General features: G+C 55.5%; 11 protein-coding genes, 1 other RNA gene and 2 pseudogenes. 4 read left to right on the plus strand and 10 right to left on the minus strand.

Going from position 1 to position 14,078, the window contains the following annotated elements:
• Positions 1–149 precede the first annotated feature (149 nt).
• From IFT47_RS16635 to IFT47_RS16645, 4 genes and pseudogenes are all read right to left on the minus strand, one after another.
• Positions 150–733, minus strand: a pseudogene (locus tag IFT47_RS16635) (IS5 family transposase); the annotation flags it as partial.
• A gap of 1 nt (position 734) precedes the next feature.
• Positions 735–967 (minus strand): annotated as a pseudogene (locus tag IFT47_RS27660) (transposase); the annotation flags it as partial.
• Between the two features lie 479 nt (positions 968–1,446).
• Positions 1,447–2,037: a hypothetical protein gene (locus tag IFT47_RS16640; RefSeq protein WP_192173330.1), complete on the minus strand. Its 591-nt coding sequence runs from the start codon at positions 2,035–2,037 to the stop codon at positions 1,447–1,449.
• Between the two features lie 111 nt (positions 2,038–2,148).
• Positions 2,149–2,772 (minus strand): hypothetical protein, encoded by a 624-nt coding sequence (locus IFT47_RS16645; RefSeq protein ID WP_192173329.1) that lies wholly within the window; start codon positions 2,770–2,772, stop codon positions 2,149–2,151.
• A gap of 275 nt (positions 2,773–3,047) precedes the next feature.
• On the opposite strand from IFT47_RS16645, the gene IFT47_RS16650 reads away from it, so the two are divergent.
• Both IFT47_RS16650 and IFT47_RS16655 read left to right on the plus strand, forming a co-directional pair.
• The gene (locus IFT47_RS16650; RefSeq protein ID WP_192173328.1) at positions 3,048–3,395 is read left to right on the plus strand and encodes a helix-turn-helix domain-containing protein; all 348 of its coding nucleotides are present in this window, start codon (positions 3,048–3,050) and stop codon (positions 3,393–3,395) included.
• A gap of 88 nt (positions 3,396–3,483) precedes the next feature.
• Complete coding sequence (locus IFT47_RS16655; protein ID WP_192173327.1) at positions 3,484–3,729, plus strand: hypothetical protein; 246 nt, start codon at positions 3,484–3,486, stop codon at positions 3,727–3,729.
• Between the two features lie 110 nt (positions 3,730–3,839).
• On the opposite strand, the gene IFT47_RS16660 is transcribed toward IFT47_RS16655, so the two are convergent.
• The gene (locus IFT47_RS16660) at positions 3,840–4,808 is read right to left on the minus strand and encodes a DUF932 domain-containing protein (RefSeq protein WP_192173326.1); all 969 of its coding nucleotides are present in this window, start codon (positions 4,806–4,808) and stop codon (positions 3,840–3,842) included.
• A gap of 975 nt (positions 4,809–5,783) precedes the next feature.
• Here IFT47_RS16660 and IFT47_RS16665 point away from each other — a divergent pair.
• Positions 5,784–5,984 carry a DUF7740 domain-containing protein gene (locus IFT47_RS16665; RefSeq protein ID WP_192173325.1) on the plus strand — a complete coding sequence of 67 codons (201 nt, stop codon included), beginning with the start codon at positions 5,784–5,786 and terminating at the stop codon, positions 5,982–5,984.
• A gap of 78 nt (positions 5,985–6,062) precedes the next feature.
• Complete coding sequence (locus IFT47_RS16670; RefSeq protein WP_192173324.1) at positions 6,063–7,115, plus strand: hypothetical protein; 1,053 nt, start codon at positions 6,063–6,065, stop codon at positions 7,113–7,115.
• Positions 7,116–7,539: 424 nt separating this feature from the next.
• Here the strand turns inward: IFT47_RS16670 and IFT47_RS16675 are convergent, their stop codons facing one another.
• From IFT47_RS16675 to lldD, 5 genes are all read right to left on the minus strand, one after another.
• Complete coding sequence (locus IFT47_RS16675) at positions 7,540–8,796, minus strand: integrase domain-containing protein (protein ID WP_192173323.1); 1,257 nt, start codon at positions 8,794–8,796, stop codon at positions 7,540–7,542.
• A gap of 185 nt (positions 8,797–8,981) precedes the next feature.
• Positions 8,982–9,373: a transfer-messenger RNA gene (ssrA, locus tag IFT47_RS16680) on the minus strand.
• Positions 9,374–9,486: 113 nt separating this feature from the next.
• A complete protein-coding gene (locus tag IFT47_RS16685) occupies positions 9,487–9,777 on the minus strand; it encodes a hypothetical protein (RefSeq protein ID WP_192173322.1) in 291 nt (96 codons plus the stop codon).
• Between the two features lie 211 nt (positions 9,778–9,988).
• Positions 9,989–12,799, minus strand: a complete 2,811-nt coding sequence (locus IFT47_RS16690; RefSeq protein ID WP_192173321.1) for an FAD-binding and (Fe-S)-binding domain-containing protein — start codon at positions 12,797–12,799, stop codon at positions 9,989–9,991.
• 73 nt (positions 12,800–12,872) lie between these two features.
• Positions 12,873–14,018, minus strand: a complete 1,146-nt coding sequence (lldD, locus tag IFT47_RS16695) for an FMN-dependent L-lactate dehydrogenase LldD (RefSeq protein WP_192173320.1) — start codon at positions 14,016–14,018, stop codon at positions 12,873–12,875.
• Positions 14,019–14,078 lie beyond the last annotated feature (60 nt).

The following is a 14,078-nucleotide window of genomic DNA, read 5'->3' on the forward strand; positions in this document are numbered from 1 at the left end:
CTGGTGGATTACTCCAGTTGGAGACTCTGTCATGTGGGGCTGTATATTTATACAGTTTTGATCTGATGTCCGCAACCGGCTCAAAGCCTCAGTGGGGTGCTAATTTTGGATAGGCAGAGCACGCTGCAAAAAGCAGTAGGCCCCTGCACCTAGGGTTTGTCTGAAAAGTCAGCCCGCAAGCATCTTTCGATGCAGGCCAGTGTGACCATGGCTTTAAAGCTGCTGGCCAGTTTGTCGTAACGCGTACAGATCCGACGTTTTTCCTTAAGCCAGCTGAACACCCGCTCAATAACGTTGCGTTTTTTGTACTGAGGCCTGTCAAATAGCCGAGGCAAGCCGGGTCGAGGCTTGCGATGCATCTTGCGCAGCGGAATCACCGGCTGCATGCCGTAGCGATCGCAGTACTGACGTATAACTTGGCTGTCATAACCCTTGTCGGCAAGCACGTAACGGCAACGCTTGCGCGGGCGACCCCTGCTGCCAGGAAGGCTGATCTGATCCAGCAACGGCATGAAGTGGCGCGAGTCAGCCTGCTCGCCGGGCGACAGCATGATGGCCAGCGGGAAGCCATGACTGTCGCAGGCGAGGTGTATTTTGGTGCTCAGTCCGCCCCTGCTTCGGCCGAGACAGTGGTGTTGCGGTTCCTGAGGGCCCCTTTTTTTCCAGCACCGCTGGCAGCCCGGGTGGCCCGGATTGACGTGGAATCGACCATCCAGGTATCCAGATCGATGAANACCTGCTCGAACGTACCGTTGTCACGCCATTGCCTGAAGCGCTGGTAAACGGTCTTCCAAGGCCCAAAACGTTCTGGAAGATCCCGCCATTTGGCGCCAGAGCACAAAATCCAGAAGATTCCATCAAGCATTTGACGATCATCGCGCCTTGGCCGCCCCATGCGTTGAGGAGGGGAAACAATGGCTTCAATGATCGCCCAATGCTCAGATGAAATTTCATAACGGCCTGTCATGACGGCTCTCCTGGCAACCAGAGGGCATCATTCTAGCGAAAGCGACTTTTCAGACAAACCCTAGATTTCACTGCATAGAAGGGATGCCTTTTACCGCAGTCACGGGATTGACTCAGTCGCCCGCGCCATGCTGCCGTCACGATATAGAACTCTTAAGGTAGCGCTAGGTGCGCTTTGGAAGGTGATAGCTTGATAATAGAATTTTGGCAAATGGAGGTACACTGCGTCACTGCAGTTATATTAAAGAGTTCGGTGTGGGCGTGACCAATTCGGCTCTCTTTAAAGCGGTTCGTCTCGGGCGTAACAGGACATGCCTCATGATCGAAGCCGCGTTGCATGTTATCTGGTAAAAATCAATCGAAGCGACAAATAGTATTGGGTTAAGCATATTGGTAATTTAAAAAATAGATAAATAATTCTCATTCTATCCCAGCCCAATTTGACATGGGTTGGTACAGAATGCTTTCCAGGTGGTAATGTCATTCGATAGGTCGGCGCGCTTCTCTACACCGGCTTTCCCATTCATCGAGTTGATCATTAGATATTAAGGGGTCTTCGCCGGCATCCTTTCGATATGCCTTGACCCAATCGTCAACACATTGGTCAACCTTTGAATCTATTGAGTTGGAAGAGGTGGAGGTCTTGGCGGGAGCAATAGGTCCGCCATTTTCTGGCCCCGTCCCCTTAAGATACGCAACCACTCTCCCATCTGCGGCATTACCTAGATAGTAGCCCCGGTGTATAACCACAGGCGTTGAATCCATCTGCTGAATTTGTCCCGCATACTCTCCAGTTGAATTCCAGAGGCCGCTCGCGCTTTGTGTCTCAAAGTCGCACATGCCTTGGCGGCATATAACAGTTGCTCGGCTATCCAGAAGCTTCGTGCTGCCGTCATCCATCTTGTAAGGCAGTCGAGAAGGAACGTCTGCCACCGTACAGTCCAACCAATTTTTATTCCGTTGGCTAATCGGACAATCTTGTACTTCTTTTAATTGCCAGGAATAGGCGGCTGTCGCGCAAAAAAAATTTCCGAACAGCATCATAGCTAAAATCCAATATTTGATTTTCATTGCAGTCTCGCTAAGCTGTAAGTTTGGGGTTGTTGAGGCTGAAGTCAATATAAATTATGCACTTAGTTGCGCGGACAGCGGTATTATTTAGATAGCACGGCCGATGGCTATCTACGCTTGGTGGCTAACTCGATCAATACATTCGTCGTAATATTTTAAAATAAAACGCTGCGCCGCAAAATCTTTTTTAAAATGGTCTAGGGCTACTTGTCGAATATGGTGTTTTGCGCTGATGAATTGCCTTGCGCATTTAACGCATCTGTAACGGTCTGCTGTATCGAGAATAGGTGCGGATAGGCTGTTACATCTGTCGCAAGAAAGCGAATATCGTTTCAGTAAGTTTATCAGGATTAATTTTGATGGCTCCATTTTCCTACTTTGCGCCAACGGGTCGATGACAAAAATCTTTTTTATTCGTTCGAGCATATTTGGCCCAGGGAAGTTGTTTTTTTCAAGTTGCTCTTTAAGCTCCTTGGTGTTTTTATCGAGTACGTATTTGTTTAATGCGTTGGACGCTTGGCCGATGGCCGCTTCCAAATCGTCAATGTCGCTTTCTGAAAAGAATTCCGGAGACAGCTTAACTGCATGGCTTGCTTCCATTAGCTTGTTAGCTGTGTCTGGATCTAGGGCATGCTTTATCGATTCGATCTTTGCGCTCAGGTCGGACCCCGTAGCCCCAAGCTCGATTAGCAGTGATTCTGCATCCTCAAGCTGTTTCAAAATGTAGGGAAACATATTCACCCTTAACATGACGAGTTACGGGAAAGGTCGGGCTGACGTAAGCCAAACTGTGTTTGGCGATGAACTGCTGCAGATCTATCTCGCCATCCACCTTCTTTATCGTCGTAGATCATTGCTAGCAGCCTGTCATTTTTTTGCATGAGAAATCTCTTTTTGTGCTGCGGATATAAATGCTTGGAAAGCAACCCTAAAGGTTGATTCTCAACCTATTGAGTTCTTCATGTCAATGAGGTGATGCCCAACCATTTAGGTCGGATTGGGAGGGCGTCGTGACAGAGATCCATCAGCAGCATCTAGCAGGCCGGGTAGGGCGTGCCATTTCTAAGCAGCGCATACGTTGCGGACTGACTCAGGAGGAGGTCGCCGAGCGGCTGGGCGTGGGCAATGAAGCGGTTTCGCGTATCGAGCGAGGCGTGGTGATTCCCAACATTTCGCGTCTGATTGAGTTTGCGGCAATTTTTAACTGTGAGGCGGCAGAACTGTTGACCGAGGCGAGTTCACGCCCGGACGATCAGGCGATCCGTATTAGTCAGTTATTGAAACCACTGAGTCAGGAGGATCGGCAGCTGATCGTGGACCTGGTTGAACACCTGACGAAACGGCTAGGGAAAGCTTGATCGTCGAGGCGACTAGTTTAGCTCTGTGCTTTCAGGCACCAGCGTTCTGATCGAACTTGGCACCGCAGCGTAAGCAGAGATAGTCATAATGGCCGAACTGATATCTCTGCACGTCCCTGGTAAAGGTTGCCATGGCGGTGTAGCCAGATGTCGCACTGGAGGCGCTCTCACCGATCAGGTCGAGCAATTGCATGAGCAGGCTTTTGTATTTGATTTCCGAGTCGATTCCTTAAGCTTGGATGTATACCTGGCGAACGCCGAGCAGAAAGTTATCAATGGTTCCGATGAGCTGGACGGCTGTGTTGTCGGCCTCCTTGGACAGTACAGCCTTTGACTCGCAGATCAGGCAGCGTAGGGGCATGGTGTAGCTCCGTAAAAGGGTTAACCACTGAGATAATGCGTCGCATGAGGGAGGCATGAGCCTCCCTTTATGCTGTGAACTCCTCAGGCCACCAGTTGCAGGGCGGTGTTAAGCGCTCGTTGTTTGATGGCGGCACCTTTGCCGAACCATGCTGTGTCCATCCGGTACTCGTTGCTGCGAGCGCGGCGTTCGTGATCGACATACTCGGTGACCGCGTTGAGCAAGCCCCAGGCGGTGCCTTTGGCTGCTTCCAGTTCAGCCCCTCGGCCATGCCCTTCATACATACTCAGCACTTTGGTTAAGGCCCTTTCATTCGAAATGCCGGGCCGCTCTGGGTTAGCTGCCAAGGCTTCACAAAGCACGCTACGCAGATAGTCCTTGGCTTCATGGGTCTTGACGGGGCGGGCGGCGAGCGTGCGCATGCGATACATGAAGTCGTCCCACTGAGAAACGGTAATGCCCAACTGCTGTTTAACAGCACGTGGATCGAAGCGCGTGCTGTGCGGCACCTTGATCGCCTGACTGGCGCCATTGACTGCAATCGTCAGGGTGTTATTGCAGACGACGCGGATGGTGGTCGGCGTCGCGGTAGTGGCCAGCGTGCCGTCGCAAGAAGTCGCCAACAGCAGATAGCCATTAACCACGTCATTGCCCTTGAGCACGGCGGATTGCCCAGTCCGCGCAAGTGCCCAGAGCTTGCGCCCGCCTTTCAGCACGCCAGCAGTTTCCAGCTCATAGCCCGAACGCTCGGTCAGGTCCCGATAGAACTCCAGGACATCACGCGGCTGGACTACCTGGTAGCGTTGCGAGACTACGGATAACGCGGCTTTTGTATCTGAGCGATACAGCACTTTTTGTTCGGGAAAGGTATGGATGGTGCCTAGATGGCCGGCGGCGTCAGCCATGAAATGTACCGGCGATTCTTGGATCTGCCAGCTCATGCCCGCTTCTTGCTGCCATACTTCCAGCGGTTGTTTGGGAGAGAGCTGACTTCCCAGGCCATGCCAGGGAGTAGCGCCAACGTAAGCCATTTGTTCGATGAGGTGTGCCATGGAGAGCTTCCTTTTCATTCGCGCACGACGAAGCCGCTGAGTGTTCAGCAGGGATCGGCCGGCGTGCTCGGTTGGATAGACGAGGGGGGTTAGTGGTGGATCAGACGTGAAAATGCAGTTGCTTCAAGCTAGGTAGGTTGGCTGAAACGGGGGGATCAAGCGTGATGACGTCCGCTGAAAGACAATCCACAGTCGAGACAACGGTAATTGTCCAAAACTCGCTCATCGATGACCTCACCGAGTTTTGCACCTGCGATACATCCGGTTGCGGCTCCGGCTAAACCACCGAGAATGGCGCCTGCCATCCCACCAATGGCGGCCCCTGGGGGGCCAGCGATGACACCGATAACAGCACCAACCTCGGCCCCGGCCACGGCTCCGGTGACCCCTTGGGCGGCGCCACCAACAGTGCCGATGAGGGCACCGATTTTCCTTGCGGTGTCTTTGGTTGATATTGAAGTGGAACGGCAGCGGGGACACTGAGGGATCATGAGAGGTTTCCTATAAAGAGATAGTCGAGAAGTGGTCATTGCACAGGCATAGACCCATAAAGCAGGTCGCTTAGGCGATCTGCTTTATGGGGGGGCTGCGGAAACTGTGAAGCTATGCCTAATGCGGATGGGTGCAGGTTAGTGATGTATGACTGCGAATTCGTCGAGTGCAATTCGATTGGCACCGATATTTGAAATCGCAACAAACTTGGGGGCGGGAGTTGTGGTATTGCCGTCGCCTTGGGCCGCAGGCGATGAGCCGATAGGAAGGCACGCATCAACGCATAGATACGCGCTTGAGTCCCATTTTGGGTTCGACCTCTTCGCGACCTAGGACATGGTGTTCTAGGAGTACCGCGGAGGGATAGGTGAGAAGGTCAGTTCCTGCAGTTGGGGAATACTTCAGGCCAGCGGTGAAGCCGCAGTGGAGAAAACCCAGGCTCCGCCGATAAATTTCTGTCTAAATTGTTCGAGTCCGTTTCTGATGAATCTCTCCGACGTTGTCCTCATCCTGCTGCTGGCCGCTCGTATACATGGTACAGACGAAGCTGTGCGGGCGTCGGCGAAGAGCTGCGTGAAGAAATTACCGCGTGGCAAACGCGACCTAGTCTACAGCGTGATCAACAGTCGAAGCCCAATGGAACTGGTGGCATTGATGGCCGAGAATCTGGACCTGGATGACTAGAGTTCGGAAGGTGACTTGTCTGGACGCTTGATTTGAATTCTAAAAAGGTATGAGACATAACGACGAGGTGGCTTTTCTATGCAACAACTTGGTTTTGCTGTTCCGTACGTAGAGCGTTGTGTGAGCACTCCAAGTGGTACCAGTGTGGTATGGCCGTTTTTGAATGCGGAAAAAGATAGCGGGCCTTACGAGCTCTTCCTAGATACCAATGCTCTCATCAATGTGGACTGGGCTTGCCAGCTACCGATGGAGATACGTCGGCAGTCCATTCTCAATCCGCTGCCTGCTTTGTTGGAGCAATGGTTGTCTAACCCGGAGCTCCGCAAAAACCCTATCCCGCAGATAGAGGAAATGGTCCAGAAACTGGCCAAGCTGGGGTTCATTTTTCGTCGAAATTTTGTCCGGGATCAGGTTGCGCTGTTGGAAAAGAATGAGGCTGCTTTGAGAACGCAGTTCAGTCTGATATTTCCCTATGTCGCGATCATGAAGTCACTGCTCTCAAAAAAAACGCCAGTTGATGTGGCAATTGCGCAGCTTGACAGTCTTGGACAGGCCGATATTCCTCGTTTCACATCCTGCCTGATGTTGACAGCGCTTGGCGTTGTCCTGAAGAGTCGACAGGCTCTGAAGCTAGACGGTGATACGAAGCCGGCGTACTCGTACATGGAGTCCTTTTTGGCTTTTCAGCCTGGAAAAAAGGATGAAATCGACCGTATGACGATACCTTATCTGCGCAATCGCGCTGGTGATCTAAATTTGTGGTTAACGCTTCCTGCATTACGCGAGCAGAGGTATTCGTTTGTGGGAACGCCAGCGGTGGTGACGGGCGATAAAGCATTACACCGGTTGATCTTGCGTGTCCTGCCGCCCTTGCTTCATGAGAGCCAGAGAACCTGCTTCACCATTTATTCGGAAGGGTTAGAGGAGTCCTTGGGCACTAAAATCGAGCAAGTAGTGAAGTCGGTTGAGATCCGGAGCCGTGGCACGAAGAAGGAGATTGCGCAACGAGCGTTTACGTTGTTCGAGTTGGCTAAGGAGTTTTGTGCTAAACCAGAGGAGCGCTTGGTCTTGGATGAAGCATGGCAGCAGTGGTGCTTGCCCGGTCTCGGATTAGCAATTGAGCTTGTTTGATTGAATTTTTAACTTAACGGCTTTCAAAAAAGCGCGATGTTTCGCGCTCCTTTACGACTGCAGGCTAAGGTATGCGAAGTCGTCGCCACTTAAAGCGTGCCGAGAACAACGACTGCGTTCCATTAGGAGGGGAGTTGCATCGGGCTTGCTCCCTGCGCGAAATATCGCTCGGGCAAAAAACATCTCCTGCATTACGTGTCGATGCAGGAGATCGCTTGGAGTGGGGCAATTTACTCACCCAGAAGGCTTAGTCACGAATGCAGTCCAATGCGACATCATGGTCTGACGCTTCTCAAACAGATCTCCGCAAATATAGACCGACTCAACCTTGCCTTGCCTTGCCTTGCCGCACATGTGCGTATTCCACGCTATCCGGTCACCCATTCCACGCGCTTCTGTTGCACTAAATTAATTGAGGTGTGGTTCAGCGCATCGATACTATTTTCAGGCCCCTCGTTCCCTGAATGGCGGAGACCGACAAGCTGCCTGTAGAGGCGTGCTGGATGTGTTCGCTCCACCAGATCATCATCGGGCGTCTTCTCTCAATGTAATCCGCACGATTGTAGGCGCTGCGCACCTCATCTTTGTCTACGTGCGCTAGTGCGACCTCAATCAGCTCCGGGTCCCATCCCTGCTCGTTCAGGATGGTGCTCGCCATGGAGCGCATGCCATGACTTACCAATCGCCCTTCAAAGCCCATACGTTTCAACGCCATGTTTGCTGTCTGGCTGTTGCAATGATCCCGAGTGTCTCTGTCGGCCGGGAACACATATTCTCTGTGTCCACTGTAAGGTTTGATCGTCTCCAACAGCGCAAGTGCGTGTTCGGTCAGCGGTATGACGTGAGCACGGCGCTTTTTCATACGCTCCGCTGGGATCGTCCAGGTTTTCTTGTCTAGGTCGATGTCAGCCCAAGAGGTCGTGGCGGCCTCAGCGGGGCGGGTCATGGTGTGGAGCTGCCATTCGATCAAGCAGCGCGTTGTTCTTTTAATACTTGCATTGGCGATGGCGATCATCAGTTCTGGCAGCTCCTCAGGGCGAAGGGCTGCCATATTCTGCTTTTTCGGTTTCTTGAAAACAGCCCGGATGCCACTGAGCGGATTGGCGAAGATCATCCCCGAGTTCACGCCGTAGGTCATGATCTCGTTGAGTCGTTGTGTCAGTCGCTTCACTGTCTCCAGACTGCCCTTCGTTTCCAAAGGGCGCAGCAGCTCGATGACCCTTGGGGCATTGATCTGCGAGATAGGTGTTGTTCCCAGAGATGGAAAAACATGCAGCGTGAGCGATCGCCAGATGTCCTCGGCATAAGCCGTGGTCACAGAATCCTTTTTCAGTTCAAACCAGGCAGAGGCCACGTTCTCGAACGTGTGCTCGGTTGCCTGCTTTTTTGTCTGCTCCAACGCGCTACGTTGTTCTTTCGGGTCGATGCCTTGGGCGAGAAGCTCTCTGGCTTCGACCGTTTTTTTCCTGGCTTGCGCGAGTGAAAGTTCTGGGTAGGTGCCGAGTCCCATGTTGATGCGGTTTTTGGTGATCGGCTGCCGGTAGTTGAAGTTCCAGAGCGTAGAGCCATTGACCCTCACGCGCAGCTGTAAGCCGTCTCCATCGCTGAGGACATAGTCTTTGTCTTTCGGCTTTACCGCTTTGAGCTGGCGGTCAGAGAGGCGGGTGGCTTGAGCGCACATAAGGTATTCCATGACATCAATTGGTATTCCAAAAATTACCACCGAAGGGCTTGGAATACCATCTGGAATACCCGATGTCCTGGATTGTGCCGGACGTATTTGGACGCTAATAGACCCTAAAGCCTTGATTTTGCTGGATTTCAGGCACAAAAAAAGACGTCCGCGGACGTCTTTAGATGTAAATTTGGTGGAGCCGGGGGGATTTGAACCCCCGTCCGCCAGTACTCCGCTTTCGGGCCTACATGCTTAGCCGTGTCTATTAAGTTAACCCTCAGCGACCCGACGGGCAGGGTGCTTTGGGCGAGCTGTGTAAGTTTTAGCCGATTCGTCCACAGCGTACTGCACGGCGATCCTGTTCTATATGACAATCACTTTGGGTTTACAGGCATCCCCTGGTGATTGCTGGAGCCGAAGCTACCAGAAGGAAGGCTAGCACCGCTTACGCGGCGAGAGCTTGTTCCCCGTAGGTTTCGTCATTGGCAACTATAGAAAGTTGCAACAGTGGATTTACGACTTCTGTTACCAAGTCGGCATGCCCCTAGAGTTTCATCACCGGCGTCGAATCCTAATCGGCCCCAATTCTGCTGCTCTAGCAGTCAGGCGGCGGAGTCTACCCGAATCAATGAGATACGTCGACCGTCCGCCTGACATTCCGCTCGCGACGGGCTTGGACCAGTCGCGATCCGGCAATTACTTCGCGGCACCGCCGTCGCTGCCGTCACCGCCGGTTTTCAGCTCGGTGATTTTCTTGGTAGTGATGGAGATGCACTCCTTGTCATCGCCACGTTTCTGCGCGGCAGTAGCGTCAGCGACGGTTTTTTCAAGGTCAGTTTTGCTGTCGCCGGTCAGGTTGGTAACGGTCGACGCCTCAGCATTTTTCAGCGCTGCGATGTTCGCGCCGCACAGGTCATCAGCAGCGAAAACCGGGGAACCCAACAGTGCAGCGGTAAGAAACAGTCCAGTCAGTGCAGTGCGCTTCATGTGTATCTCCTTGAGCCTGTTGACTCGGTATCGCCGGCCGATTTTGCCGGTGCCCGAGATAGAGGAAAAAAGCGCCGAATGAGTTGTGGCGCTTAAAGAGATGGACTGCCGCTCATCGCAGGGGTTCTATATTTTTTTCACAATGCTGTGAAAAAGCCACGTCGCTGGATGTTTCGGGATTATGGGGCGATCTCCGCCCCATTTGTGTGCATCAAGCGGTTCTTGGTTGAGTCACTCGATCCACGAGATAGACCAGGCCGTGGTAGTCGATACCACCGTGTTGCGTGAGCCCGATCTCGCAGGTCCGGCTGGTAGAAATCCCCTCATCACAGTACTGGACCGCCTCTTTCAGCGAGCGTAGCGCGTGGGCATTCAGTTCGGGTGTCGTAAAGCCTTTGTCCCCCGCAAAGCCGCAGCAATGAATGCCTTCGGGAACGACCACATTCACGCTGCACATTCGTGCAAGGTCGATCAGCGCCTGGCTCTCGCCCAGGTGTTGCGTGCTGCAAGTGACGTGAACCGCGATGGGCGCCTGCTGCGGGGTGAACACCAGTTTGTCCAGCAGATGGGTTCGGATGAAACGTACCGGGTCATACAGTTCGAGCCGGGTCTCCTTGAGGTCCTGAACCAGGCGCAACGTGCAGGGACTGGTGTCGCAATAGATCGGATCGAGCCCGCCGCGACTGGCCTTGGTCAGCGCAGCAAGCATCTGCTGGCGCTTGCCTTCCGCCTGCTCGGCGTAGCCCTTGGAGGAGAAAGGCTGGCCACAGCACAGACTGTCCTGGTCCTCCGGAAATACCACCTGATAACCGGCTTTCTCCAGCAGCCCTCGGGTCTTGTCCATCAGCGACATCTGTTCGCGATCGCCCGCCGCAGGCCCCATGACGCGGGACACGCAGGCCGCCAGATAGACCACGCGAGGGCGCTGATCTTCAACCAGCGGCATGAACCGAATAGCGTTCTCGGGCTGCGGCATGGCTGGCGTCCACTGAGGCACGCGGCCTGAAGACGCTTTGCTCAGCGCGCCGGAAATCTTCTCCAGCCTCGGTGCGCCCAACAGCATGCGGGCGCCATTGGCGGCATGCAGCGTAAATCGCGCGCCCTTCAACGCCGTCGCAAAGTGCTGACTGATCCAGCTAGCGGCCTTGTCGTGATGCGCTTGCTCCCCGCGAAGCTTCTTCACCAGCTCGCCCGTGTTGATGCCGACCGGGCAACGTTGCGCGCACAAGCCGGTGGCCGCGCAGGTGTCGATGCCGTGGTACTGATAGTCGCGCTCCAGCTGAGTGGTGTCGGTGCCTGCGCGTTTTTTGGCCTGAATGTCACGCCACATGACGATGCGTTGCCGTGGGCTCAGGGTCAGGCCCTTCGATGGACACACCGGTTCGCAGAAACCACACTCGATGCATTTGTCGATCATCCCATCTGCGGCCGGCATGGGTTTTAGGTGCTTGAGGTGCACCCGCGGATCGTCACTGAGCACGACATCCGGATTGAGAATGCCGGTGGGGTCGAGCAGCCGTTTGAGTTGCCACATCAGCGCGTACGCCTCGCTGCCCCATTCAAGCTCCACGAACGGCGCCATGTTGCGGCCAGTCCCGTGTTCGGCTTTCAGGGAACCGTTGAACTCCACGGCCACCAGTTGCGTGACGTCATCCATGAACGCGGAATAACGCGCAATCTCCTGCGGATCGTTGAAGCCTTGGGTGAAGACGAAGTGCAGGTTGCCCTCCAGCGCATGGCCGAACAGGATCGCCTCGTCGTAGCGGTGCTCTTCGAACAGTTCGATCAATCGCCGAACCCCGATGGCCAGTTGCTCGACGGGGAAGGTCACGTCCTCGATGATCACCGTCGTACCCGTCTCACGCACCGCGCCGACGGCAGGAAAGGTGTCCTTGCGAATGGCCCAGAGCCGTGCGTTCTCGGCCGCGTCTTCGGTGAAATCAACCTGCTTCTCGACCGGAAAGTGCGCGATGGACGCCATGATCTGCGCCAGTTGCTCGTGCAACAACGGCTGCGTCGCAGCGCGGGCTTCGATCAACAGTGCACAGGCGCCGTCCGACAGTTCACGAACGAAGGCCGGCATGCCCGGCTTGTCCTGCACCGAGCGCATGCTGCGCCGGTCAAGCAGTTCGACGGCAGCGACCGGCTGGGTTTTCAGCACCGCCACGGCGTTGCAGCAGGTTTCGATGTCGGGAAAAACAATCAGCGCCGTCGCCTTGCTCGGGTGATCGGGCACCGTGTCGTACGTCACCGCGCTGATGAAACCCAGCGTGCCCTCCGAACCCACCAGCAGGTGACTGAGGATGTCGAGCGGCTCGTCGAAATCCACCAAGGCGTTCAGCGACAGGCCGCAGGTGTTCTTCAGGCGATACTTGTGGCGAATCTTCGCGGCGAGTTCGGTGTTTGCGCGCGTCTCACGGCCCAGTTGCGCGAGGCGGTCGAGCAGCTTGGCGTGGCTGACTTTAAATGCAGCGACGCTGGCGGCATCTTCCGTGTCCAGGCGGGCGCCATCGGCGAGCACCAAGCGGATGCCAGCAAGGGTGTGATAGGTGTTCTGGGCCGTGCCGCAGCACATGCCGCTGGAATTGTTGGCGACGATGCCGCCGATTTTTGCCGCGTGCATGGACGCCGGATCTGGACCGATCTTGCGTCCAAATGGCGCAAGCCAGACGTTGGCCTGTGCGCCGATAACGCCGGGTTGCAAACGGATCTGCGCGCCTTGCTCGCGTATTTCACGGCCGTTCCAGTTGTCGCCGAGCACGATCAACACTGAGTCGCTGATGGCTTGGCCCGAGAGGCTGGTGCCGGCCGCACGGAAGGTCACCGGGACTTTATCGGCCTGCGCCAGTTTCAACAGCGCCACGACTTCGTCTTCTGATTCGACGCGGATGACCAGCTTGGGGATCAGCCGATAAAAGCTGGCGTCGGTGCCGAAGGCCAAGGTCGAGAGCGGGTCGTCGAAGCGTCTTCCGGCAGGAATGAGGCTGTTCACACCGGCCAGAAATGCGGCGGGCAAGGTCATGCGATTTCCTCGTGGGTGCATCTCGGTGGCGCTGCGGCCTCTGTCAGGCCGCATGGGTCGGGATCAGTGCGGGTCAGGCGCCCAGTTCGCGGACCAGCGAATCGCGGGTGATCTCGCTGATCGACTTGGCGCCGGTCAAGACCATCGCCACGCGCATCTCCTTCTCGAACAGATCCAGCAGATTCTTCACCCCGGCCTCGCCGTGGGTGGCCAAGGCGTAGATGAACGCACGGCCGATCAGCACGGTGTCTGCGCCGAGGGCAATCATGCGCACCACATCCAGCCCGCTGCGAATGCCGGAGTCGGCGAGAATCTTCAGATCGCCTTTTACCGCGTCGGCAATGGCGGGCAGCGCACGGGCACTGGACAACACGCCATCAAGCTGGCGGCCGCCATGGTTGGACACAACGATGCCGTCGGCACCGAATTTCACCGCATCCCGTGCGTCGTCAGGATCGAGGATGCCCTTGATGATCATCGGGCCGTCCCAGGAATCGCGTATCCATTCCAGGTCTTTCCATGAGATCGACGGGTCGAAATTGTTGCCCAGCCAGGCGATGTAATCGGTGAGACCAGTAGGGTTGCCGCGATAGGCCGACACGTTGCCCAAGTCGTGGGGCCGGCCGTTGATGCCCACGTCCCACGCCCATTGCGGGTGGGTCATGGCTTGCAAGACCCGGCGCATCGGCCCGCTTTTGCCGCTCATACCGGAGTGCGCGTCACGGTAGCGGGCGCCGGGGACGGGCATGTCGACGGTGAACACCAGTGTTTTCACACCGGCGGCTTTGGCTCGCTCCAGCGCGTTGCGCATGAAACCGCGATCCTTCAGCACATACAGCTGAAACCACATCGGCCGCTTGATCGCCGGCGCGACTTCTTCAATCGGGCACAACGACACGGTCGAGAGCGTGAACGGAATGCCCTTGGCATCTGCGGCGCGGGCGGCCTGTACTTCGCCACGGCGGGCATACATGCCGCACAGGCCAACCGGAGCCAGTGCCATCGGCATGCTCAGGGTTTCACCGAACAGCGTCGTCTCCAGACTCAGCTCGGACATGTTCTTCAGGATGCGCTGGCGCAGCGCAATGCTGGCCAGGTCGGAAACGTTGTGGCGCAGGGTGTGCTCGGCGTAAGCGCCACCGTCCGCGTAGTGGAACAGGAAGGGCGGGAGCTTGCGCTGGGCGGCGGCGCGGTAGTCGGTGGAGGCAGAAATGATCATGGGATCTCGCAGATGAGTGAGCGGGGCCACAGCCGGGCGCGCAAGCAGCACGCCCGGCGC

The organism is Pseudomonas sp. CFBP 13711 (genome assembly GCF_014842265.1).
Taxonomy (GTDB): Bacteria; Pseudomonadota; Gammaproteobacteria; order Pseudomonadales; family Pseudomonadaceae; genus Aquipseudomonas.

Excerpts from the sequence above, each read along its gene's own strand:
- IFT47_RS16675 (WP_192173323.1), bottom strand. The coding sequence starts at position 8,796 with ATGTGCGCTCAAGCCACCCGCCTCTCTGACCGCCAGCTCAAAGCGGTA.
- IFT47_RS16660 (WP_192173326.1), bottom strand. The coding sequence starts at position 4,808 with ATGGCACACCTCATCGAACAAATGGCTTACGTTGGCGCTACTCCCTGG.
- IFT47_RS16645 (WP_192173329.1), bottom strand. The coding sequence starts at position 2,772 with ATGTTTCCCTACATTTTGAAACAGCTTGAGGATGCAGAATCACTGCTA.
- IFT47_RS16685 (WP_192173322.1), bottom strand. The coding sequence starts at position 9,777 with ATGAAGCGCACTGCACTGACTGGACTGTTTCTTACCGCTGCACTGTTG.
- IFT47_RS16670 (WP_192173324.1), top strand. The coding sequence starts at position 6,063 with ATGCAACAACTTGGTTTTGCTGTTCCGTACGTAGAGCGTTGTGTGAGC.
- lldD (WP_192173320.1), bottom strand. The coding sequence starts at position 14,018 with ATGATCATTTCTGCCTCCACCGACTACCGCGCCGCCGCCCAGCGCAAG.
- IFT47_RS16690 (WP_192173321.1), bottom strand. The coding sequence starts at position 12,799 with ATGACCTTGCCCGCCGCATTTCTGGCCGGTGTGAACAGCCTCATTCCT.
- IFT47_RS16665 (WP_192173325.1), top strand. The coding sequence starts at position 5,784 with ATGAATCTCTCCGACGTTGTCCTCATCCTGCTGCTGGCCGCTCGTATA.
- IFT47_RS16640 (WP_192173330.1), bottom strand. The coding sequence starts at position 2,037 with ATGAAAATCAAATATTGGATTTTAGCTATGATGCTGTTCGGAAATTTT.
- IFT47_RS16655 (WP_192173327.1), top strand. The coding sequence starts at position 3,484 with ATGGCCGAACTGATATCTCTGCACGTCCCTGGTAAAGGTTGCCATGGC.